Here is a 20,459-nt window from a genome sequence, read left to right on the forward strand (position 1 = left end):
GTGTCGGCACTGTTGTCGTGCACCAGGTGCACGGGCTGGGCAGCGCGGGCGTTCCAGTCGGCGCCCCTGTGCGCGGTTGACCGGAACGCCCGTCGGCCGGGCGATCAGGGATTGAACAGGGCCCAGCCCTGGTTGGCCGATCCGTCGCAGGGGAACTGCGCGGCCTGTGCGCCGTTGGCTGTACTGGCTCCGGAGATGCCGAGACACAGACCGCTCTTGCGGTTCTTCATCGCGAAGTAACCGTCGGGGTAGCCGGCGACCGGCACAAGCTTCCAGTCCTGGTTGGCGTCCCCGGCACCATTCGCGATGATGGCCGCCGCTCCGGAGGCGGTGCTGGCACCGTCGATGCCGAGGTTTCTGCCGGCGGCAACGTTCTCGAAGCTGGTGTACGGGCTGTCGTTGACAGCAGCCCAGTTCTGGAGCGGGTTGGCGGAGTTCCCCGGCTGCTGAACGACTCTGGCACCGTTGGCGGTGCTGTTGGCCTGGAGGAACTTCTTGGACTTGAGGTTCCCAATCCCGATGCCGGAAGCCTTGATGCCGAAGAGGTTGCCGTTGAGCACCTGCGAGGACGGTAAGGGCTGACGCCAGTCGGTGTTCTGCGATGACTGGGCGTGTGCGATCGCCGGACTGGCGACCGCCATCAGCGTGCCGACGAGGACCGCTGTTACAGCACTCCTGATGGGTGTTGTGCTCATGACATGCTCCTTTTGTCAGGTCGTGTTGATGTGACCTGGAAAACTCAATCAGCTTGCGACGAAGATTCGCTAGCCCGTTCGAGCTGTTGGGCTGGAAGTGTTCTGTTGGACGAGGTGTGCCAACTGTGTCTGCGGACGCGTTGATGCTGATCAACCCGCGTGGCGCGCTGCGTCGCTTCAACCGCGGGTTGTCGGCTGGATCTTGAGGTCGCCCTCCGTCACCCCCGGCTTTGGCTCTTACCGCCTGGCCGGGTCGTCGAGCGGGAGGATCGGCATGAGCGCAGGGCCAGCCGCCTTGGCCGGATGAGAACTATGTCTGTCCGTCTGCTGAACCCCTGAGCCGGACGTCACGTACCAGTCGCGGCGGGTGACGCCGTGCCGCCCGCCCTGCCTTAGGGAACCGGGTGGGTGGCACGCGCATATCGCCGGCCGCACGGTGCAGCGCCTGCCGAGGCGGCGGTGTGCGGCGAACGCGGTGCTCAGAGAAAGGGTCGAACGATTTCAGTGAATTCGAGTCATCCGGTCAGCAGTTCTCTAGACCTGGCCGCGCCGATGGGACAGGAGGCGAAGGCGAGCGGTACACAAGACCGGCGGCAGCTGGTGGGCCTGGATGGTCTCCGCGGCCTGGCGGCCTTATACGTGGTCCTGTTCCACTGCTGGCTGTACACCTTCCCGGGATTTCCCGACAGCTCGGCACCTCCCTGGCTGGAGGGTCTCATGTTCGGGCGCCTGGCCGTCGTCTTCTTCCTGGTGCTCTCCGGCTTTTCCCTGGCGGTCTCTCCGGCCCGTCACGGCTGGCGTTCGGGCGGCGTCGGTCGGTTTCTGCGCCGTCGTGCCTGGCGCATCTTGCCGCCGTATTGGGCGGCGCTGGCCATGAGCCTGATCATTTCCTGGTTCATCGTGCCGGCTTCGCATTCCGGCCCGCCTACTGGCACGTCAATTCTGGTGTACGGCCTCGTCGCTCAGGACATGGTTACCGCCCCCACGCCGAACGGCGCGTTCTGGTCGATCGGAGTGGAGGCCGAACTCTATCTCCTCTTCCCTCTTCTCCTTTTTGTTCGGCGACGCGTGGGGGCGGCGGTCCTGGTCGCGTGCGTGACTGTTCCGGTGATCCTCCGTGGCTTGGCGGCAGCGAACGCTTCTCCCGTGGAAGGCGACAACTGGCTCGCTCCGCACCTCGCTCCCGTGTTCGTCGCAGGCCTGGTAGGCGCCGCGGTCGTCACCGCTTCGGACCGGGTCCGACGTCTGCCATGGGGATGGTTCGCCGTCCTGGCGGCGCTGCCAGTCCTGGCTCTCGGCGTCACGCAGGGTTCTGTTTGGACGGTGAAGCATTATTTCTGGATAGACATCGCCATCGCCCCTGCCATGTCGATGCTGCTCGCTGCGGTCGCCACCGGCAGGCCCGCCATCCTTGTGCGGCTCCTTACTGCGCGCCCCATTCGAAGTCTCGGCAGCTTCTCATACAGCCTTTACCTGATCCATCTGCCCATCGTGATGACAGTGGTACGCCGCGTGGCACCCCGCTTTTTCTCGCCAGGCCTGCCCGTCTTCTGGTTCACGCTCAGCGTGGCCCTCCCAGTCTCGGTGCTCGGGGCATGGCTCTTTTCCAAGATCTTCGAGATGCCGTTCAAGCGGAACAGGTCATGGAGGTCCTTGATCGAAGCCCTGTCGCGCGGCGCGTGAAGGTCCGGCTTCCCGGACGACAACGCCGGCCCCGCGGGGACCCGTTGCCGCACGCCGTGCCCGTGCCGTCACAGCGTCTCGACTTGCTCCGGTGTCGGGTACGACTCCTGCGCGCCCCGTCTGGTGACGGCCGCCGCGCCCACCCGGGCCGCGTACGCCGCCGCGTCAGCCAGGTCCGCGCCCGTCGCCAGCCGCCAGGCGAGCGCGGCTGTGAACGCGTCCCCGGCGCCCGTGGTGTCCACCGCGTCCACCTTCACCGACGCCACCCGCGCCACTCCTGAGGAGTCGCACACCAGCGCGCCCTCCGCGCCCAGCGTGACCACCACCGAGCGCGGCCCCTTGGCCAGCAGCAGGCGGGCCCAGTCCTCGGGGTCCTCGCTGACGCACGCGCCGCCGAGGATCACCCGGGCCTCGTGCTCGTTGACGATCAGCGGGTCGCAGGCCGCGAGCACCTCGGTCGGCAGGGGGCGCGGCGGGGACGGGTTCAGCACGAGACGGCTGCCGGGGGCCAGGTTCCGCACGACCTCCACGACCGTCTCCAGCGGGATCTCCAGCTGCGTCGAGACCACACGGGAGGCGAGGAACAGGCTCACCGCCGTCCGCACGTCCGCCGGGGCGAGCCTGGCGTTGGCGCCGGGCGACACCACGATGCTGTTGTCCCCGGAGGGGTCCACGGTGATCAGCGCGACGCCCGTCGGCGCCTCGCCCACCAGCACGCCCACCGTGTCGACGCCGGCCGCGCGCAGCGAGTCCAGGAGCAGCCGGCCGTGCGCGTCGTCGCCGACCCGGGCCAGCAGGGCCGTGTCCGCGCCGAGCCGGGCCGCGGCCACCGCCTGGTTCGCGCCCTTGCCGCCCGGGTGGACGGCCAGGTCGCCGCCGAGCACCGTCTCACCGGCGGCGGGCCGCCGCTCGACGTCGATCACCAGGTCGGCGTTGGCCGAACCCACGACCAACAGGTCGTAGTCGAACATCAGTTGACTCTCCTGACTCCCCCTGAGAGCTGACCCCGGTCGGGCGGCCGCCCCCCATGGTGCCCGATGCCGGGTGATCCGCGCTGGACGACCCCCACGTGTGGCCCGCCGTCAGCCCCGGCGGCGCCCCTTCTCACGGACGGCACGCAGGGGAGTTGACCCGCCCCGGCCCCGGAACGGAACCGCCGGCCACCTGACCCGGCCGGCACCGTCACTCACCCGCCCCGCGTGTCAGACCCCACCGGTACCGTCGGATCATGGCTCGAGAGGCGGGGACCCAGGGCGGTGAGCGGCGGCTCGCCGTGCTCGAGGGTGTGCTGGAACGGATCACGTACGCCAACGAGGAGAACGGCTACACCGTCGCCCGGGTCGACACGGGCCGAGGCGGCGGGGACCTGCTCACCGTCGTCGGCGCGCTGCTCGGCGCCCAGGTCGGGGAGTCGCTGCGCATGGAGGGGCGCTGGGGCTCCCACCCGCAGTACGGCAAGCAGTTCCACGTCGAGAACTACACGACGGTCCTGCCCGCCACGGTCCAGGGCATCCGGCGTTACCTCGGCTCGGGTCTGGTGAAGGGGATCGGGCCCGTCTTCGCCGACCGGATCACCCAGCACTTCGGGCTCGACACCCTCCGCGTCATCGAGGAGGAGCCGAAGCGCCTCATCGAGGTCCCCGGCCTCGGGCCCAAGCGGACCAAGAAGATCGCCGACGCCTGGGAGGAGCAGAAGGCGATCAAGGAGGTCATGCTCTTCCTGCAGACCGTCGAGGTGTCCACGTCCATCGCCGTGCGGATCTACAAGAAGTACGGCGACGCGTCCATCCAGATCGTCAAGGAGCAGCCGTACCGCCTCGCCGCCGACGTCTGGGGCATCGGCTTCCTCACCGCCGACAAGATCGCCCAGTCCGTCGGCATCCCGCACGACAGCCCCGAAAGGGTCAAGGCGGGGCTGCAGTACGCCCTGTCCCAGTCCGCCGACCAGGGGCACTGCTTCCTGCCCGAGGAGCGGCTGATCTCCGACGCGGTGAAGCTGCTCGCCGTGGACACCGGCCTGGTCATCGAGTGCCTCGCCGAGCTGGCCGCGGTCCCGGACGACGGCGGCGACCCGGGTGTCGTACGGGAGAAGGTGCCCGGACCGGACGGCGACGGCGCCGAACCGGTGACCGCCGTCTACCTCGTCCCGTTCCACCGCGCCGAGCAGTCCCTCTCCGCTCAGCTGCTGCGTCTGCTGCGGACGGACGAGGACCGGATGCCGGCCTTCCGGGACGTGGACTGGGCGAAGGCCCTCGGCTGGCTGAAGGGCCGTACCGGCGCCGATCTCGCCCCGGAGCAGGAGGCGGCCGTCCGGCTCGCGCTCACCGAGAAGGTCGCCGTCCTCACCGGCGGGCCCGGCTGCGGCAAGTCCTTCACCGTGCGCTCGATCGTGGAGCTGGCCCGCGCCAAGCGCGCCAAGGTGCTGCTCGCCGCCCCCACCGGCCGGGCCGCGAAACGGCTGGCCGAGCTGACCGGCGCCGAGGCCTCCACCGTCCACCGGCTGCTGGAGCTCAAGCCGGGCGGGGACGCGGCGTACGATCGGGACCGCCCGCTCGACGCCGACCTGGTCGTGGTCGACGAGGCCTCCATGCTGGACCTGCTGCTGGCGAACAAGCTGGTGAAGGCCGTGCCGCCCGGCGCCCATCTGCTCTTCGTCGGCGACGTCGACCAGCTGCCCAGCGTCGGCGCGGGCGAGGTGCTGCGGGACCTGCTCGCCGAGGGCAGCCCCGTGCCCGCCGTCCGGCTCACCCGGGTCTTCCGGCAGGCCCAGCAGTCCGGCGTCGTCACCAACGCGCACCGGATCAACGCCGGGCAGCATCCGCTCACCGACGGCCTGAAGGACTTCTTCCTCTTCGTGGAGGACGACACCGAGGCCGCCGGCCGGCTCACCGTGGACGTGGCCGCGCGGCGGATTCCGGCCAAGTTCGGGCTCGACCCGAGGCGGGACGTCCAGGTCCTCGCCCCCATGCACCGGGGACCGGCCGGCGCCGGGGCGCTCAACGGGCTGCTCCAGCAGGCCATCACCCCCGGCCGGCCCGATCAGCCCGAGAAGCGGTCCGGCGGCCGGGTCTTCCGCGTCGGCGACAAGGTCACCCAGATTCGCAACAATTACGAGAAAGGGAAGAACGGTGTCTTCAACGGCACCGTGGGCGTCGTCACCTCGCTCGACCCGGTCGACCAGCGGCTCACGGTGCTGACGGACGAGGACGAGGAGGTGCCGTACGAGTTCGACGAACTGGACGAGCTGGCCCATGCGTACGCGGTGACCATCCACCGTTCGCAGGGAAGTGAATATCCTGCCGTGGTGATTCCCGTCACCACCGGGGCATGGATGATGCTGCAGCGGAACCTGCTGTACACGGCGGTGACACGGGCGAAGAGGCTGGTCGTCCTCGTCGGTTCACGCAAGGCGATCGGACAGGCGGTGCGCACGGTGTCGGCGGGGCGGCGCTGCACGGCACTGGACTTCCGGCTGCGCGGCGGCTGACCGCCCCTGACCAGTGGGCGTCGGCCCGCATCACAAAAAATGATCGATCAAACGAGTCGTGAAGGTCACAGAGCACTTCCCGTCGCCCTTCCCAGGGGGCAGGATGTGCAAGTTGGCGGCACTGAGTGCCGCCAATGGGCCCAATGGTCGACCCCGAGTGCACTCTCCTGAGCCAAATGGGGGATGGTAGAGACAGTCAGGGCACCTCGAAGATGAGGCACTACGTCGGTGAGGGAAGACGTGAGCGACAACTCTGTAGTACTGCGGTACGGCGACGGCGAGTACACCTACCCGGTGATCGACAGCACCGTCGGCGACAAGGGCTTCGACATCGGGAAGCTCCGCGCCCAGACCGGTCTGGTGACTCTGGACAGCGGGTACGGCAACACGGCCGCCTATAAATCCGCGATCACCTACCTCGACGGTGAGGCGGGCATCCTCCGCTACCGCGGCTACCCCATCGAGCAGCTGGCCGAGCGCTCCACCTTCCTGGAGGTGGCGTACCTGCTGATCAACGGCGAGCTGCCCACCGTCGACGAGCTGACGACGTTCAAGAACGACATCACGCGGCACACGCTGCTGCACGAGGACGTCAAGAACTTCTACAAGGGCTTCCCGCGCGACGCCCACCCGATGGCCATGCTGTCCTCGGTCGTCTCGGCGCTGTCCACCTTCTACCAGGACAGCCACAACCCGTTCGACGAGACGCAGCGCAACCTCTCCACGATCCGGCTGCTCGCCAAGCTCCCGACGATCGCGGCCTACGCGTACAAGAAGTCGATCGGCCACCCGTTCGTCTACCCGCGCAACGACCTCGGCTACGTCGAGAACTTCCTGCGCATGACCTTCTCGGTCCCGGCGCAGGAGTTCGAGCTGGACCCGGTCGTCGTCTCCGCGCTGGACAAGCTGCTGATCCTGCACGCCGACCACGAGCAGAACTGCTCGACCTCCACGGTCCGCCTGGTCGGCTCCTCGCAGGCCAACATGTTCGCGTCGATCTCGGCCGGCATCAGCGCGCTGTGGGGCCCGCTGCACGGCGGCGCCAACCAGTCCGTGCTGGAGATGCTCGAGGGCATCCGCGACTCCGGCGGCGACGTCGACACCTTCATCCGCAAGGTGAAGAACAAGGAGGACGGCGTCCGCCTGATGGGCTTCGGCCACCGGGTCTACAAGAACTTCGACCCCCGCGCCAAGATCATCAAGGCGGCGGCGCACGACGTGCTCTCCGCGCTGGGCAAGGAGGACGAGCTCCTCGACATCGCCCTGAAGCTGGAGGAGCACGCCCTCTCCGACGACTACTTCGTCGAGCGCAAGCTGTACCCGAACGTGGACTTCTACACCGGTCTGATCTACCGGGCCATGGGCTTCCCGACCGAGATGTTCACGGTCCTGTTCGCCCTGGGCCGTCTGCCGGGCTGGATCGCCCAGTGGACCGAGATGATCAAGGAGCCGGGCTCCCGCATCGGCCGCCCCCGCCAGATCTACACGGGCGTCGTCGAGCGCGACTTCGTGCCGGTCGAGGAGCGCTGAGGGCACCCGAGCCACAGGGTCCACCCGAGCGGTGGGCCCTGTATCGGTCGTGAAAAGCGGAAGGCGCCCTGAGACGCCGGTCCCCCCACGGGCCGACGACCAGGGCGCCTTCCCATGTCCCGGTGCGGATTCCCCCCACGGGATCCGGCCGGGCGCTCGGGGAGGACAGCGCCTGAATCGCTGTCGTGAGCAGAATGAGCAAAACTCGTCCTGCTCCAGTGATGCGGTGCGATCTGCCGGGACAGCGCACGCAGGGAGGGCCGCTCAAAGCTTCCCGGCGCACGTGCCCCGGCAACGCATCTCTGAGGAAGTCCCCCAAGACATCCCCAGATGCCGGCTGACGCCCCCCAAGACGCCGAACCGACATCGCCAACTTAGACCTTCGAACCCCTTCGATGGTTACGTTCGCATCACTGTGATCTGCGTCTCTTGCATATGTCCCTTAGGTGCGCAAGAGCCCCGATACGCCGATCGGAGCTCAAGCGTAAGGATGATGCGCGAGCCTTGTGAAGAGCTTATGTGAGGCTCGCTCCGGACTCTAGAGGGTCTCTTACTTCGGCCACCCCTAACCGCCGGTAACTTCGGGCGACTTCAGCGGAACCGTCGCAGCCGCAGGCTGTTCGTCACCACGAACACCGAGGAGAAGGCCATCGCCGCCCCGGCGATCATGGGGTTGAGCAGCCCGGCGGCGGCCAGCGGCAGCGCGGCCACGTTGTAGCCGAAAGCCCACACCAGGTTGCCCTTGATGGTGGCCAGCGTCCGCCGGGACAGCCGGATCGCGTCGGCCGCGACCCGCAGGTCCCCGCGCACCAGGGTCAGATCGCCGGCCTCGATCGCCGCGTCCGTCCCGGTGCCCATCGCCAGCCCCAGGTCGGCGGTGGCGAGCGCGGCCGCGTCGTTCACCCCGTCGCCGACCATCGCCACGGTCCGCCCCTCGTGCCGCAGCCGCCGTACGACCTCCACCTTGTCCTCGGGGAGCACCTCGGCGAACACGTCGGCGGAGTCGATGCCCACGGCCTGGGCGACCGCCTCGGCGACCGTGCGGTTGTCCCCGGTGAGCAGCACCGGCCTCAGGCCCAGGGCGCGCAGGTCGCGTACCGCCTCGGCGCTGCTGTCCTTGATCGCGTCGGCGACGGCGAGCACCCCGCGGGCCCGCCCGCCCCAGCCGGCCACCACGGCCGTACGGCCCTCCTGCTCGGCCTCGCGCGCCGCGCGGGCCACGTCCGGCGGCAGCTGGTCGTACAGGCGCCCCACGGCCACCTCGCGCCCGTCCACGCGCCCGCGCACGCCCCGCCCGGGCACGTTCTCGAAGTGCTCGACCGCGGGGAGCGCGCCCACGCGTTCCTCGGCGCCGGCCGCGATCGCGCGGGCCACGGGGTGCTCGGAGGCGTGCTCCAGGGCGCCGGCGAGCCGCAGCAGCTCCTTCTCGTCCTCGCCCTCGGCGGCGTACACCGCCTGCAGGGTCATCCGGCCCGTGGTGACGGTGCCCGTCTTGTCGAGGACGACGGTGTCGACGCGGCGCGTGGACTCCAGCACCTCGGGTCCCTTGATGAGGATGCCGAGCTGGGCGCCGCGCCCGGTGCCCACCATCAGCGCGGTCGGCGTGGCGAGGCCCAGCGCGCAGGGGCAGGCGATGATCAGGACGGCGACGGCGGCGGTGAACGCGGCCACCGTGTCCCCGGTGACGCCCAGCCAGACGCCGAAGGTGCCGAGCGCGATCAGGACGACCACCGGGACGAACACCGCGGAGATCCGGTCGGCGAGCCGCTGCACCTCGGCCTTGCCGTTCTGCGCGTCCTCCACCAGCTTCGCCATCCGGGCGAGCTGGGTGTCGGCGCCGACCCGGCCGGCCTCCACGACCAGCCGGCCGCCCGCGTTGACGGTGGCGCCGGTGACCTTGTCGCCCGGTCCCACGTCCACCGGCACCGACTCCCCGGTCAGCATGGACGCGTCCACGGCGGAGACGCCCTCGACCACCGTGCCGTCGGTGGCGATCTTCTCGCCGGGCCGTACGACGAACCGGTCGCCCACGGCCAGCTCAGCCACCGGCACGCGCACCTCGCGCCCGTCCCGGAGAACGGCCACGTCCTTGGCGCCCAGCTCCATCAGCGCCTTCAGGGCGGCGCCGGCGCGCCGCTTGGAGCGGGCCTCCAGGTAGCGGCCGAGCAGGATCAGCGCGACGACTCCGGCGGCGACCTCCAGATAGATGGTGGAGGCCCCGTCCATCCGGGAGACGGTGAACCGGAACGCGTCGTGCAGGCCGGGCCTGCCCGCGTCGCCGAAGAACAGCGCCCACAGCGACCAGCCGAACGCGGCCAGCGTGCCGACCGAGACCAGCGTGTCCATGGTGGCCGCGCCGTGCCGGAGGTTGGTCCAGGCCGCCTGGTGGAAGGGCGCGCCGCCCCAGACGACGACCGGCGCGGCGAGGGTCAGGGAGAGCCACTGCCAGTTGTCGAACTGCAGCGCCGGGATCATCGCGAGCAGCACCACGGGCGCGGCGAGGAGCGCGGAGACGAGCAGGCGGTGGCGCAGGGCGCCCGGTCCGGGATCCTGCCCGGGGGTCTGCGGGCCCGCCGTCACGGGTTCGGGCTCGGGCGGCGCGGGTTCCTCGGCGGTGTAGCCGGTCCGCTCCACGGTGGCGATCAGATCGGCTACCCGTACGCCCTCGCCGAAGGTGATCCGCGCCTTCTCCGTGGCGAAGTTGACGGTGGCGCTGACGCCGTCCATCCGGTTGAGCTTCTTCTCCACCCGGGCGGCGCAGGAGGCGCAGGTCATCCCGCCGATGAGCAGTTCGACCTCGGAGGCGCCGGCCGTTGCGGCGTCGTGGTGCCGGGGTGTGGCGGTGGTGCTGGTCATGTCCGGACTCCAGACATCGGACCGGGCCGCACGGAGCCAGTATCAGCTGGTCGGTACGGCCCGGTCGGGAACGAGGTGTGGGGCGTTCAGCCCGTGAAAGCCAGGTTCAGGCCCTGCCGGCCAGCTCGAAACCGGCCTCGTCGACGGCGGCGCGCACGGCCTCGTCGTCGAGCGGGGCCTCGGAGACCACGGTCACCTCGCCGGTGGACGCGACGGCCTTCACCGAGCTGACGCCGGGGAGCTGGGAGATCTCGCCGGAGACGGAACCTTCGCAGTGGCCACAGCTCATGCCGGTCACCTTGTAGACGGTGGTCACGGAGCCGGGTGTGTCGGTGTGGGCGGTCATGTCGTCACTCCTCGTCGAGGCATGTGGGGCCGGTGGGGTCCGGGAGGGAGCCCCACGCTTCTCACACTATACCCCTAGGGGGTACCTCACCAAGAGGCGTCCCGGTGCGCCAGCGACCGCACCCAGGCGGCTCCGGCCAGCGCGACCAGCGCGAGTCCGCCGACCGAGAACAGCGTGAACAGGCACTCCCGCACGCCGTCCGGCCGGACGAGATACCCCGGTGCGAACGGGCCGCCGCCGGTCAGCCGGGCCACCCCCCACAGGGCGAGGCCGTGCGTGGCGTCCCCCAGCGCGTGCAGCAGGCAGACGCCGAGACAGGTGCCCACGACCGGCGCGGTGATGCGGAAGCGCCCGGTCAGCCGGCGCCGGGACAGCAGCGCGCCGCCCGCGATCGCCGTCCACAGCCCGTGCCCGAACGGTGCGAGCAGTCCGCGCGGGATCTCCGTCCGGAGCAGCGCGCGCAGACCGGCGTCACCGGTGGAGGCGGCCGCGCCGAAGGCGTGCCCCACGCTCTCCGGGGCGGCGAAGCCGAAACCGACGGCCGCGCCGAGCACCAGTCCGGCGGGCATCCCGCGGATGCCCGGCTGCCGGCGCAGCACGAACACCAGCGCCCCGAGCTTGGCCGCCTCCTCGATCAGACCGACGCCGAGAAACCTGCCGAGGGAGGGGTGCAGTGGGTACGACCCCAGCGGCGAGGCGCCGAGCACGCCGAGGACGCCGCCGGCCAGGAAACAGCCGAGGATCGCGCTGACGCCCAGGTCGCGGACGTGCCGCTCGTACGCCCACAGCACGAAGGCGACCGGCACGAGAAAGCCGCCGAGCAGGATCAGCGTCGGCAGCAGGGTGCCGTTCTGTGTCTGGTACGTGATCCAGGCGGCCGACACCCACAGCGCGAGCCCTGCGCCCAGACACCGCCGCCACAGGCCGGCGGCGATCCGGGGATACGGCGGTGGCGGCTGCTGGGGTCCGGGGATACGGGCCCTGGGCGCGCCGGGAGGCGGGGAGTGGCTCACGGGGGTCCCCTCGGGCGACGGCTGGGCGGAGTCGAGTCGATGTCGAGCGGTTCATCCGCACTCTAGGCAGCCGCGCCGCGGGGCGCAGTCCGGGTGGCCTGGTGGGGGTATGGGCCGCGGTGCGTGCGCGGTCCCTGGGCCTCTACTCTTCGCGGAGGTTCCCGAAAGGAGTGCGGATGCGCGCGGTGGTGTTCGAGCGGTACGGCGAGCCGGCCGAGGTCCGGGACGTACCCGACCCGGAGCCCGGGGAACACGGCGTCGTCGTCCGCGTGGAGGCCACCGGACTGTGCCGCAGCGACTGGCACGGCTGGATGGGCCACGACCCCGACATCACGCTGCCGCACGTGCCCGGACACGAACTCGCCGGTGTCGTCGAGTCGGTGGGCCCCCGGGTCACCGGATGGCGGCCCGGCGACCGGGTCACCGTGCCGTTCGTCTGCGCCTGCGGCACCTGCCCGGCCTGCGCCGCCGGTGACCAGCAGGTGTGCGAACGCCAGACCCAGCCGGGCTTCCACCACTGGGGCTCCTTCGCCGAGTACGTCGCGCTCGACCACGCCGACGTCAACCTGGTCGCCGTCCCGGACGACATGGCGTACGCCACCGCCGCCGCCCTCGGCTGCCGCTTCGCCACCGCCTTCCGCGCGGTGGTGCAGCAGGGCCGGGTGGCGCCGGGCGAGTGGGTCGCGGTGCACGGCTGCGGCGGGGTCGGGCTGTCGGCGGTGATGATCGCGGCGGCGGCCGGTGCGCGGGTGGTCGCCGTCGACGTGTCGGCCGAGGCCCTCTCCCTGGCGCGGAAGTTCGGCGCCGCCGAGTGCCTGGACGCGACCGGGGTGCTCGATCCGGCCGCCGCCGTCCGCGAGCTGACCGACGGCGGCGCCCATCTCTCCCTCGACGCCCTCGGTTCGCCCGCCACCTGTGCGAACTCCGTGAACGGCCTGCGCCGTCGCGGCCGGCACGTCCAGGTCGGGCTGCTGCCCTCGGCCGACGGCACCACCCCCGTCCCGCTGGCCCGGGCCGTCGCCCTGGAACTGGAACTGCTCGGCAGCCACGGCATGGCCGCCCACGCCTACCCCGACATGCTCCGCCTGGTCCGCTCCGGCGTGCTGCGCCCCGGCCTCCTGGTGACGTCCACCATCCCGCTGGACGCGGCACCGGCCGCCCTCGCGGCGATGGGCACGGCGCCGGGCGCGGGAGTCACGGTCATCGAGCCGTGGAGCCGGGAGAGCCGGAGCTGAGACAGCCGGAGCGGGGGGCCGTGGAGCCGAGGGCCTTGGGGCCGGGGGCGGTGCGGTTGAGCGCGGCCCACTCCCGGTCCAGGATCGACATGATCACCTCGTCGGCCCAGGCGCCGTCGCGCCGCTGCACCTCGCGCCGCACGCCCTCCACCACGAAGCCGACCCTCTCGTAGACCCGCCGGGCCCGCGGGTTGTCGGCGTACACCTCCAACTGGATGCGGTGCAGGCCGAGTCGCTCGAAGCCGTAACCGACGATCAGCCGGGTCGCCTCGGTGCCGACGCCCCGGCCGCGGCCCCGGGGGCCGATGAGGGTGCGGAACGTGCAGCTGCGGGCGTGCGGGTCGTACGCGTACAGGACGACCTCGCCCAGGACCTCGCCGGTGCCGGGGTCCGTGACGGCCAGGTCGAGCCGGTCGGGCGCGGCGGACCGGGAGCCGTACCAGGAGCGGAGCCGTTCCGGGGTGAGGTCGGTGGACGGCTCGAAGGTGAAGCGGACGACCTCGGGGTCGGCGATGATCTGCCACATGTCCCCGGCATCGGTCTCGGTGAAGGGCCGCAGGACGGTCTTCCGGCCGGCGAGCGTGGGTTTGACGGAGAAGTCCATGGTCGGCACTGTGCCCCACGCGGACGGTGGGGCACAGCGGATTTCCCGGCGGCGGGTCAGTCCGTGCGCCGGCCCCGGTTGCCCGGCCGTGAGGCGACCCAGGCATGGACGGTCTCGGCGAACCAGTACGGCTTGCCGCCCTCCACGCGGTCGGGCGGGGGCAGCAGCCCGTGCTTGCGATACGACCGTACGGTGTCGGGCTGCACCCTGATGTGCGCCGCGATCTCCTTGTAGGACCAGAGCCTTTGGTCGGTCATGAGGTGCACCTCCCTGCGTGCGCCGCGGCGGCGGCCGGGGGCGGCCGTCGGGGGAGCCGGGCGCTGCGCTGGCGATCAGCGAGTCTGCGACCGGTGAACGACGCCGGCCGCCGGTGGACAGGGGCTGTCGACGCGGTGTGACGGGGAGCCCGCGTACCCGGGACATGTGTGACAGGAGGGAGGTGTTTGTGACACAGCCGCCGCAAAGGCGCGCGCCGGGGCATCGGCGGGGCGGGTTGCCCTGTCCGCCGGAGGCCGCCTCGGCAGCGGTGACCGGAAAGCGGTGACAAGAGCTGGTCCGAATGTCCGGACAAAACATTGACAGGGCTCGGCGCGCGGGACTAGAAAGCCGGGGAGAGCCATGACGAAGGGAAGCCGATGGCCTACGACCTGATCACCATGGGGCGGATCGGAGTGGACCTCTACCCGCTGCAGACCGGTGTCCCGCTCGCCCAGGTGTCGTCGTTCGGCAAGTTCCTCGGCGGGTCGGCGACGAACGTCGCGGTCGCCGCGGCCCGACTCGGCCGGCGCACCGCCGTGATCACCCGTACGGGCGACGATCCGTTCGGCGCCTATCTGCACGAGGCGCTGCGCGGCTTCGGCGTCGACGACCGCTGGGTCACCCCCGTCCCGGGGCTGCCGACCCCGGTCACCTTCTGCGAGGTCTTCCCGCCGGACGACTTCCCCCTCTACTTCTACCGGCAGCCCAAGGCGCCCGACCTGGAGATCGACGCCCATGAGCTGGATCTGGACGCGATCCGGGCCGCCCGCATCTTCTGGATGACCGGCACCGGCCTGAGCGAGGAGCCCAGCCGTACGGCGACCCTCGCGGCCCTGGCCCACCGGGCCAGGTCCGGCGTCACGGTCTTCGACCTCGACTGGCGCCCGATGTTCTGGCGGGACCCCGACGCGGCGCGCCCCTTCTACGCCGAGGCGCTGCGGCACGCCACGGTCGCCGTCGGCAACCTGGACGAGGTCGAGGTGGCGACCGGGGTGCGCGAGCCGCATGCCGCCGCCCGCGCGCTGCTCGCCGCCGGGGTGGAGATCGCCGTGGTCAAGCAGGGACCCAAGGGCGTTCTCGCGGTCAGTGCTTCGGGTGACTCGGCGGAGGTCCCGCCCCTGCCCGTCACCGTCCTGAACGGCCTCGGCGCCGGAGACGCCTTCGGCGGCTCCCTGTGCCACGGCCTCCTCGAAGGCTGGGACCTGGAGACGGTCATGCGGCACGCCAACGCGGCCGGCGCCATCGTCGCCTCCCGGCTGGAATGCTCCTCGGCGATGCCCACCCCGGACGAGGTGGCCGCCGCGCTCGACGCCGGAGCGGTCCAGTGAGGGCCGGCCGGGTCACGGGCACCCACACGGGCGACGGAGCAGGCACCCGCACCGGCCCGGAAAGCACCCCGCCCAGCGAAGCAACCGCGGCCGGCGAAGGCGCCGCGTCGGCTTCCCCCGAGGGCACCGCGGCCGGCGAAGGCGCCGCGTCGGCTCCCCGCGAGGGCGCCGTGCCCACACCCCCCACAGGCGCCCCCCGCACCACCCCTCCCCGGATCGACGTCACCGAACTCGTCCGTATCCGCACCCGTCACCCCGAGGCGATCGCCGAGGCCGCCGCCCGTCGTGCCCGCAGGCCCCTGCTCAGCGAGAACGGCAGGCTGATGATCGTCGCCGCCGACCACCCCGCCCGCGGGGCCCTCGGTGTCGGCGACCGCAAGCTCGCCATGGCCAACCGTGCCGACCTGCTCGGGCGCCTGTGTCTCGCGCTGTCCCGGCCCGGCGTCGACGGCGTCCTCGCCACCGCCGACATCCTGGACGACCTGCTCCTGCTCGGCGCCCTCGACCACAAGGTGGTCATGGGCTCCATGAACCGGGGCGGACTGCAGGGCGCCAGTTTCGAACTGGACGACCGTTTCACCGGCCACCGCCCCGAGGACATCCAGCGGCTCGGCTTCGACGCGGGCAAGCTGCTGCTGCGCATCGACTACGACGACCCCGGCTCCCTGACCACCCTGGAGTCCACCGCCCGCGCCATCGACGAGATGGCCGCGCGCCGGCTGCCGGTGTTCGTCGAGCCGTTCATCAGCCGCCGCACCCCCGAGGGCAGGGTGCGCAACGACCTGTCCGCCGAGGCGGTGACCCGCTCCATCGCCATCGCCTCCGGCCTCGGCGGCTCCTCCGCCTACACCTGGCTGAAGGTGCCGGTCACCGACGACCCCGACGACATGGCCCGGGTCATGGAGACCTCCACGCTGCCGGCCGTGCTGCTCGGCGGGGACATCGGCGACTCGCCCGAGAGCCAGGTCGCGGCGTACGAGAAATGGCGCGGCGCGCTGCAACTGCCCACCGTGCGCGGCCTGGTGGTCGGCCGCTCGCTGCTGTACCCGGCGGACGGCGATGTGGCCGCCGCCGTGGACACCGCCGTAGGACTGCTGTGAGGGCCGCATGACCAGCACCGATCTGCATCTGCCCAGGGGCGCCGGCGCGAACGCCCGGTACGCCGTCGACATCGACCCCGAGTTGGCCGGCTGGACATACAGCAGCCTGCGCGTGGTCGAGTCGGCGCCCGGCGGCAGCCATACGTTCACCACCGGGGACAGTGAGTGGATCGTGCTTCCGCTGGAAGGCGGATGTACCGTACAAATCGAGACCGCGACAGGGAAGCAGGACGAGTTCCAACTCCTGGGCCGGGAGAGCGTGTTCGCGGACGTCTCCGACTTCGCGTACGTTCCCCGGGACGCCCGGGTCCAGATCGCCTCCGGCGCGGGAGGCCGCTTCGCCCTGGCAGGAGCGAAGTGCGAGCGACGACTCCCCGCCCGCTACGGCCCCGCGCCGGAGGTCCCCGTCGAACAGCGGGGCAGCGGCACCTGCGCCCGCACGGTGCGCAACTTCGCCTCCGCGGACTCCTTCGACTGCGACCGGCTGATCGCCGTCGAGGTGGTCACACCGGGCGGCAACTGGTCGTCGTACCCGCCGCACAAGCACGACGAGCACCGGCCGGGCGAGGAGTCCGAGCTGGAGGAGATCTACTACTTCGAGATCGACGGCCCGAACGGCCTCGGCTACCAGCGGGTCTTCCCCTCCCGGCCGGGCGGCGCGGACGTCCTCGCCGAGGTCCGCTCCGGCGACGCGGTCCTCGTCCCCGACGGCTGGCACGGCCCGTCCATCGCCCAGCCCGGGCACGACATGTACTACCTGAACGTCATGGCGGGCCCGGGGCAGACCCGCGAGTGGCGGATCTGCTTCCACCCGGACCACACGGAGGGGTACCGATGACGACGACCCGGCTGACCGTCGCCCAGGCGCTGGTCCGGTTCCTGGCGGCCCAGTACACCGAACGCGACGGAGAGCGGCGCCGGCTGATCGGCGCCACCTGGGGCATCTTCGGCCACGGCAATGTGGCGGGGCTCGGCCAGGCGCTGGTCGAGTACGCGGACGTCATGCCGTACCACCAGGGCCGCAACGAGCAGTCCATGGTGCACGCGGCCGTCGGCTACGCCCGCCAGTCGAACCGCCTGTCCACGCACGCGGTGACGACGTCGATCGGCCCCGGCGCCACCAACCTGGTCACCGGAGCCGCGCTCGCCACCATCAACCACCTCCCGGTGCTGCTGCTGCCCGGCGACGTCTTCGCCGCCCGCCCCGCCGACCCGGTGCTCCAGCAGCTGGAGGTGCCGTACGCGGGTGACGTGTCGGTCAACGACACCCTGCGCCCGGTGTCGAGGTACTTCGACCGCATCACCCGCCCGGAGGCCCTGATCCCGAGCGCGCTGCAGGCCATGCGGGTCCTCACCGACCCCGTGGAGACCGGCGCGGTCACCCTCGCCCTGCCGCAGGACGTGCAGGCGGAGGCGTTCGACTGGCCGGAGGAGTTCTTCGCCGAGCGGGTGTGGACCGTACGGCGGCCGGGCGCGGACCCGACCGAGCTGGCGGAGGCGGTCCGGGCGGTCCGCGCCGCACGCAGGCCCCTGGTCATCGCGGGCGGCGGCGTGCACCACAGCCGCGCCGAGACGGCCCTCGCCGAGTTCGCGGAGGCCACCGGCATCCCGGTCGCCTCCACCCAGGCCGGCAAGGGCGCCCTGCGGTACGACCATCCGCAGGACGTGGGCGGCATCGGCCACACGGGCACCGCGACCGCCGACGAGCTGGCCCGCACCGCGGACCTGGTGATCGGCGTCGGCACCCGGTACACGGACTTCACCACCGCCTCCGGCACCCTCTTCGAGAACCCGGACGTCCGCTTCCTCAACCTCAACATCGCGGCCTTCGACGGCCACAAGCTGGCCGGGCTCGCGCTGGTCGCCGACGCCCGCAGCGGCCTGGGCGAGCTGACCGAGGCGCTGGTGATGCACGGACACAGGGTCGCCGACTCCTATGTCACGGAGTACACCGAGGACAAGGAGCGCTGGGAGCAGCGCGTCGACGCCTGCTTCGAGGCCGAGGAGCCGGACGTACGGCCCACCCAGCCGCAGGTCATCGGCGCCCTGGACGCCCTGGTGGACGAGTCCGACATCGTCATCAACGCGGCCGGCTCGCTCCCCGGCGACCTGCACAAGCTGTGGCGGGCGCGGGCGGTGGACCAGTACCACCTGGAGTACGGCTACTCCTGCATGGGCTACGAGATCCCGGCCGCCATCGGCGTGAAGCTCGCCGCGCCGGAGCGGAACGTGTGGGCGCTGGTCGGCGACGGCACGTATCTGATGATGCCGACGGAGATCGTGACGGCCGTGCAGGAGGGCGTCGCGATCAAGATGCTGCTGGTGCAGAACCACGGGTACGCGTCCATCGGCGGGCTGTCGGAGTCGGTGGGCGGCGAGCGGTTCGGCACCGCCTACCGGTTCCCGACCGCCGAGGGGACGTACACGGGCGCCCCGCTGCCCGTCGACCTCGCCACCAACGCCGCCAGCCTGGGGATGCGGGTGCTGCGCGCGAAGACCGTACGGGAGCTGCGCGAGGCGCTCGCCGAGGCGCGCGCCGCCGACACTCCCACATGTGTCTACGTGGAGACCGAAACGTCCGACACTGTGTCGGGCGCGCCTCCGGCGCAGGCCTGGTGGGATGTTCCTGTGGCCGAGACCGCGACCCGACCGTCCGCGGTCAAGGCACGAGAGCTGTACGAACGGCACGTCTCGACCCGACGCCGCCATCTGTAATAAGGAGTCTCTGGGCATGACGAAGATCGTCAACCACTGGATCGGCGGGAAGTCCGTCGACGGCGCGTCGGGCACGTACGGGCCGGTCACCGACCCGGCGACCGGCGCGGTCACCACGAAGGTCGCGTTCGCGTCGGTGGAGGAGGTGGACGCGGCGGTCGCCGCCGCCAAGGACGCCTTCACGACCTGGGGCCAGTCCTCGCTGGCCCAGCGCACCTCGATCCTGTTCAAGTTCCGGGCGCTGCTGGACGCGCACCGCGACGAGATCGCCGCGCTGATCACCGCCGAGCACGGCAAGGTGCACTCCGACGCCCTCGGCGAGGTCGCGCGCGGCCTGGAGATCGTGGACCTGGCCTGCGGCATCACCGTCCAGCTGAAGGGCGAGCTGTCCACGCAGGTCGCCAGCCGCGTCGACGTGGCCGCGATCCGGCAGCCGCTCGGGGTCGTCGCCGGCATCACGCCGTTCAACTTCCCGGCGATGGTCCCGATGTGGATGTTCCCGATCGCCATCGCGTGCGGCAACACGTTCGTGCTGAAGCCGAGCGAGAAGGACCCGTCGGCCTCCATCCGGCTCGCCGAGCTGCTGGCCGAGGCGGGTCTGCCGGACGGCGTCTTCAACGTCGTCCACGGCGACAAGGTGGCCGTGGACCGCCTGCTGGAACACCCGGACGTCAAGGCGGTCTCCTTCGTCGGCTCGACCCCGATCGCCCGCTACATCCACACCACCGCGGCAGCGAACGGCAAGCGGGTGCAGGCCCTGGGCGGCGCCAAGAACCACATGCTGGTCCTGCCGGACGCCGACCTGGACGCGGCGGCCGACGCGGCCGTGAGCGCCGCCTACGGCTCGGCGGGCGAGCGCTGCATGGCCATCTCCGCCGTGGTCGCGGTCGGCTCGATCGGCGACGCGCTGGTGGAGAAGATCCGCGAGCGCGCGGAGAAGATCAAGATCGGTCCGGGCGACGACCCGGCGTCCGAGATGGGCCCGCTGATCACCAAGGCGCACCGCGACAAGGTCGCCTCCTATGTGGCGGGCGCCGCCGCCGAGGGCTGCGAGGTGGTGCTCGACGGCACCGGCTACACCGTCGAGGGCTACGAGGACGGCCACTGGATCGGCATCTCGCTGCTGGACAAGGTGCCCACGACCGCGAAGGCCTACCAGGACGAGATCTTCGGCCCGGTGCTGTGCGTACTGCGCGCGGAGACGTACGAGGAGGGTGTCGCCCTCATCAACGCCTCGCCGTTCGGCAACGGCACCGCGATCTTCACCCGGGACGGCGGCGCGGCCCGCCGCTTCCAGCTGGAGATCGAGGCCGGCATGGTCGGCGTGAACGTCCCGATCCCGGTGCCGGTGGGCTACCACTCCTTCGGCGGCTGGAAGGACTCGCTCTTCGGCGACCACCACATCTACGGCAACGACGGCACGCACTTCTACACCCGCGGCAAGGTCGTCACCACCCGCTGGCCCGACCCGGCCGACGCCCCGGTGGGCGTGGACCTGGGCTTCCCGCGCAACCACTGAGCGACCGACAGGGCCCGACAGGGCCGTCCGCTATGCGGACGGCCCTGTTTTTTTGTGCCGGGGCGCTGCGATTCTCGTACGGCCGCAAGA

16 protein-coding genes are annotated in these 20,459 nt (G+C 71.3%); 9 read left to right on the plus strand and 7 right to left on the minus strand.

What is annotated here, in order from left to right; translation table 11 throughout:
- Positions 1–104: 104 nt before the first annotated feature.
- Complete coding sequence (locus tag OG956_RS22855) at positions 105–695, minus strand: RICIN domain-containing protein (RefSeq protein ID WP_330339853.1); 591 nt, start codon at positions 693–695, stop codon at positions 105–107.
- Between the two features lie 408 nt (positions 696–1,103).
- Here OG956_RS22855 and OG956_RS22860 point away from each other — a divergent pair, with 408 nt between their 5' ends.
- Positions 1,104–2,378: an acyltransferase family protein gene (locus tag OG956_RS22860; RefSeq protein WP_330339854.1), complete on the plus strand. Its 1,275-nt coding sequence runs from the start codon at positions 1,104–1,106 to the stop codon at positions 2,376–2,378.
- 68 nt (positions 2,379–2,446) lie between these two features.
- On the opposite strand, the gene OG956_RS22865 is transcribed toward OG956_RS22860, so the two are convergent.
- The gene (locus OG956_RS22865; RefSeq protein ID WP_330339855.1) at positions 2,447–3,349 is read right to left on the minus strand and encodes a ribokinase; all 903 of its coding nucleotides are present in this window, start codon (positions 3,347–3,349) and stop codon (positions 2,447–2,449) included.
- A gap of 257 nt (positions 3,350–3,606) precedes the next feature.
- Here OG956_RS22865 and recD2 point away from each other — a divergent pair, with 257 nt between their 5' ends.
- Together recD2 and OG956_RS22875 are read left to right on the plus strand one after the other, a co-directional pair.
- Positions 3,607–5,865, plus strand: a complete 2,259-nt coding sequence (gene recD2, locus OG956_RS22870) for an SF1B family DNA helicase RecD2 (protein ID WP_330339856.1) — start codon at positions 3,607–3,609, stop codon at positions 5,863–5,865.
- Positions 5,866–6,105: 240 nt separating this feature from the next.
- Positions 6,106–7,395 (plus strand): citrate synthase, encoded by a 1,290-nt coding sequence (locus tag OG956_RS22875; RefSeq protein ID WP_330339857.1) that lies wholly within the window; start codon positions 6,106–6,108, stop codon positions 7,393–7,395.
- A gap of 591 nt (positions 7,396–7,986) precedes the next feature.
- On the opposite strand, the gene OG956_RS22880 is transcribed toward OG956_RS22875, so the two are convergent.
- The 3 genes from OG956_RS22880 to OG956_RS22890 all read right to left on the minus strand — a co-directional run bounded on the left by OG956_RS22880 (position 7,987) and on the right by OG956_RS22890 (position 11,610).
- On the minus strand, positions 7,987–10,251 hold the full coding sequence (locus OG956_RS22880; protein ID WP_330339858.1) for a heavy metal translocating P-type ATPase: 2,265 nt from the start codon (positions 10,249–10,251) through the stop codon (positions 7,987–7,989).
- 106 nt (positions 10,252–10,357) lie between these two features.
- Complete coding sequence (locus OG956_RS22885) at positions 10,358–10,597, minus strand: heavy-metal-associated domain-containing protein (RefSeq protein WP_330339859.1); 240 nt, start codon at positions 10,595–10,597, stop codon at positions 10,358–10,360.
- Between the two features lie 86 nt (positions 10,598–10,683).
- On the minus strand, positions 10,684–11,610 hold the full coding sequence (locus OG956_RS22890; protein WP_330339860.1) for a PrsW family intramembrane metalloprotease: 927 nt from the start codon (positions 11,608–11,610) through the stop codon (positions 10,684–10,686).
- Between the two features lie 176 nt (positions 11,611–11,786).
- Between OG956_RS22890 and OG956_RS22895 the strand changes: the two genes are divergently transcribed.
- A complete protein-coding gene (locus OG956_RS22895; RefSeq protein ID WP_330339861.1) occupies positions 11,787–12,845 on the plus strand; it encodes a zinc-dependent alcohol dehydrogenase family protein in 1,059 nt (352 codons plus the stop codon).
- Here OG956_RS22895 and OG956_RS22900 read toward each other — a convergent pair.
- Complete coding sequence (locus tag OG956_RS22900) at positions 12,811–13,449, minus strand: GNAT family N-acetyltransferase (protein WP_330339862.1); 639 nt, start codon at positions 13,447–13,449, stop codon at positions 12,811–12,813. The two genes, OG956_RS22895 and OG956_RS22900, sit on opposite strands and share 35 nt — an antisense overlap.
- A gap of 56 nt (positions 13,450–13,505) precedes the next feature.
- Positions 13,506–13,706, minus strand: coding sequence for a helix-turn-helix transcriptional regulator (locus OG956_RS22905; protein ID WP_330339863.1), 201 nt, complete (start codon positions 13,704–13,706; stop codon positions 13,506–13,508).
- Positions 13,707–14,084: 378 nt separating this feature from the next.
- On the opposite strand from OG956_RS22905, the gene iolC reads away from it, so the two are divergent.
- From iolC to mmsA, 5 genes are all read left to right on the plus strand, one after another.
- On the plus strand, positions 14,085–15,035 hold the full coding sequence (gene iolC, locus OG956_RS22910) for a 5-dehydro-2-deoxygluconokinase (protein WP_330339864.1): 951 nt from the start codon (positions 14,085–14,087) through the stop codon (positions 15,033–15,035).
- Positions 15,036–15,250: 215 nt separating this feature from the next.
- Positions 15,251–16,135 (plus strand): Cgl0159 family (beta/alpha)8-fold protein, encoded by an 885-nt coding sequence (locus OG956_RS22915; RefSeq protein WP_393861025.1) that lies wholly within the window; start codon positions 15,251–15,253, stop codon positions 16,133–16,135.
- Between the two features lie 7 nt (positions 16,136–16,142).
- Positions 16,143–16,973, plus strand: coding sequence for a 5-deoxy-glucuronate isomerase (iolB, locus tag OG956_RS22920; protein ID WP_330339866.1), 831 nt, complete (start codon positions 16,143–16,145; stop codon positions 16,971–16,973).
- Positions 16,970–18,850 carry a 3D-(3,5/4)-trihydroxycyclohexane-1,2-dione acylhydrolase (decyclizing) gene (iolD, locus tag OG956_RS22925; RefSeq protein ID WP_330339867.1) on the plus strand — a complete coding sequence of 627 codons (1,881 nt, stop codon included), beginning with the start codon at positions 16,970–16,972 and terminating at the stop codon, positions 18,848–18,850. The genes iolB and iolD overlap by 4 nt, the downstream gene beginning before the upstream one ends.
- A gap of 16 nt (positions 18,851–18,866) precedes the next feature.
- Complete coding sequence (mmsA, locus tag OG956_RS22930; protein ID WP_330339868.1) at positions 18,867–20,369, plus strand: CoA-acylating methylmalonate-semialdehyde dehydrogenase; 1,503 nt, start codon at positions 18,867–18,869, stop codon at positions 20,367–20,369.
- Positions 20,370–20,459: the final 90 nt, after the last annotated feature.

This window comes from Streptomyces sp. NBC_00557, from assembly GCF_036345995.1.
Taxonomy (GTDB): Bacteria; Actinomycetota; Actinomycetes; order Streptomycetales; family Streptomycetaceae; genus Streptomyces.

Bases quoted from the DNA above. Each gene is read 5' to 3' on its own strand.
- OG956_RS22900 (WP_330339862.1), bottom strand. From the start codon at position 13,449: ATGGACTTCTCCGTCAAACCCACGCTCGCCGGCCGGAAGACCGTCCTG.
- OG956_RS22895 (WP_330339861.1), top strand. From the start codon at position 11,787: ATGCGCGCGGTGGTGTTCGAGCGGTACGGCGAGCCGGCCGAGGTCCGG.
- iolD (WP_330339867.1), top strand. From the start codon at position 16,970: ATGACGACGACCCGGCTGACCGTCGCCCAGGCGCTGGTCCGGTTCCTG.
- recD2 (WP_330339856.1), top strand. From the start codon at position 3,607: ATGGCTCGAGAGGCGGGGACCCAGGGCGGTGAGCGGCGGCTCGCCGTG.
- OG956_RS22885 (WP_330339859.1), bottom strand. From the start codon at position 10,597: ATGACCGCCCACACCGACACACCCGGCTCCGTGACCACCGTCTACAAG.
- iolC (WP_330339864.1), top strand. From the start codon at position 14,085: ATGGCCTACGACCTGATCACCATGGGGCGGATCGGAGTGGACCTCTAC.
- mmsA (WP_330339868.1), top strand. From the start codon at position 18,867: ATGACGAAGATCGTCAACCACTGGATCGGCGGGAAGTCCGTCGACGGC.
- OG956_RS22855 (WP_330339853.1), bottom strand. From the start codon at position 695: ATGAGCACAACACCCATCAGGAGTGCTGTAACAGCGGTCCTCGTCGGC.
- OG956_RS22905 (WP_330339863.1), bottom strand. From the start codon at position 13,706: ATGACCGACCAAAGGCTCTGGTCCTACAAGGAGATCGCGGCGCACATC.
- OG956_RS22880 (WP_330339858.1), bottom strand. From the start codon at position 10,251: ATGACCAGCACCACCGCCACACCCCGGCACCACGACGCCGCAACGGCC.
- OG956_RS22865 (WP_330339855.1), bottom strand. From the start codon at position 3,349: ATGTTCGACTACGACCTGTTGGTCGTGGGTTCGGCCAACGCCGACCTG.
- iolB (WP_330339866.1), top strand. From the start codon at position 16,143: ATGACCAGCACCGATCTGCATCTGCCCAGGGGCGCCGGCGCGAACGCC.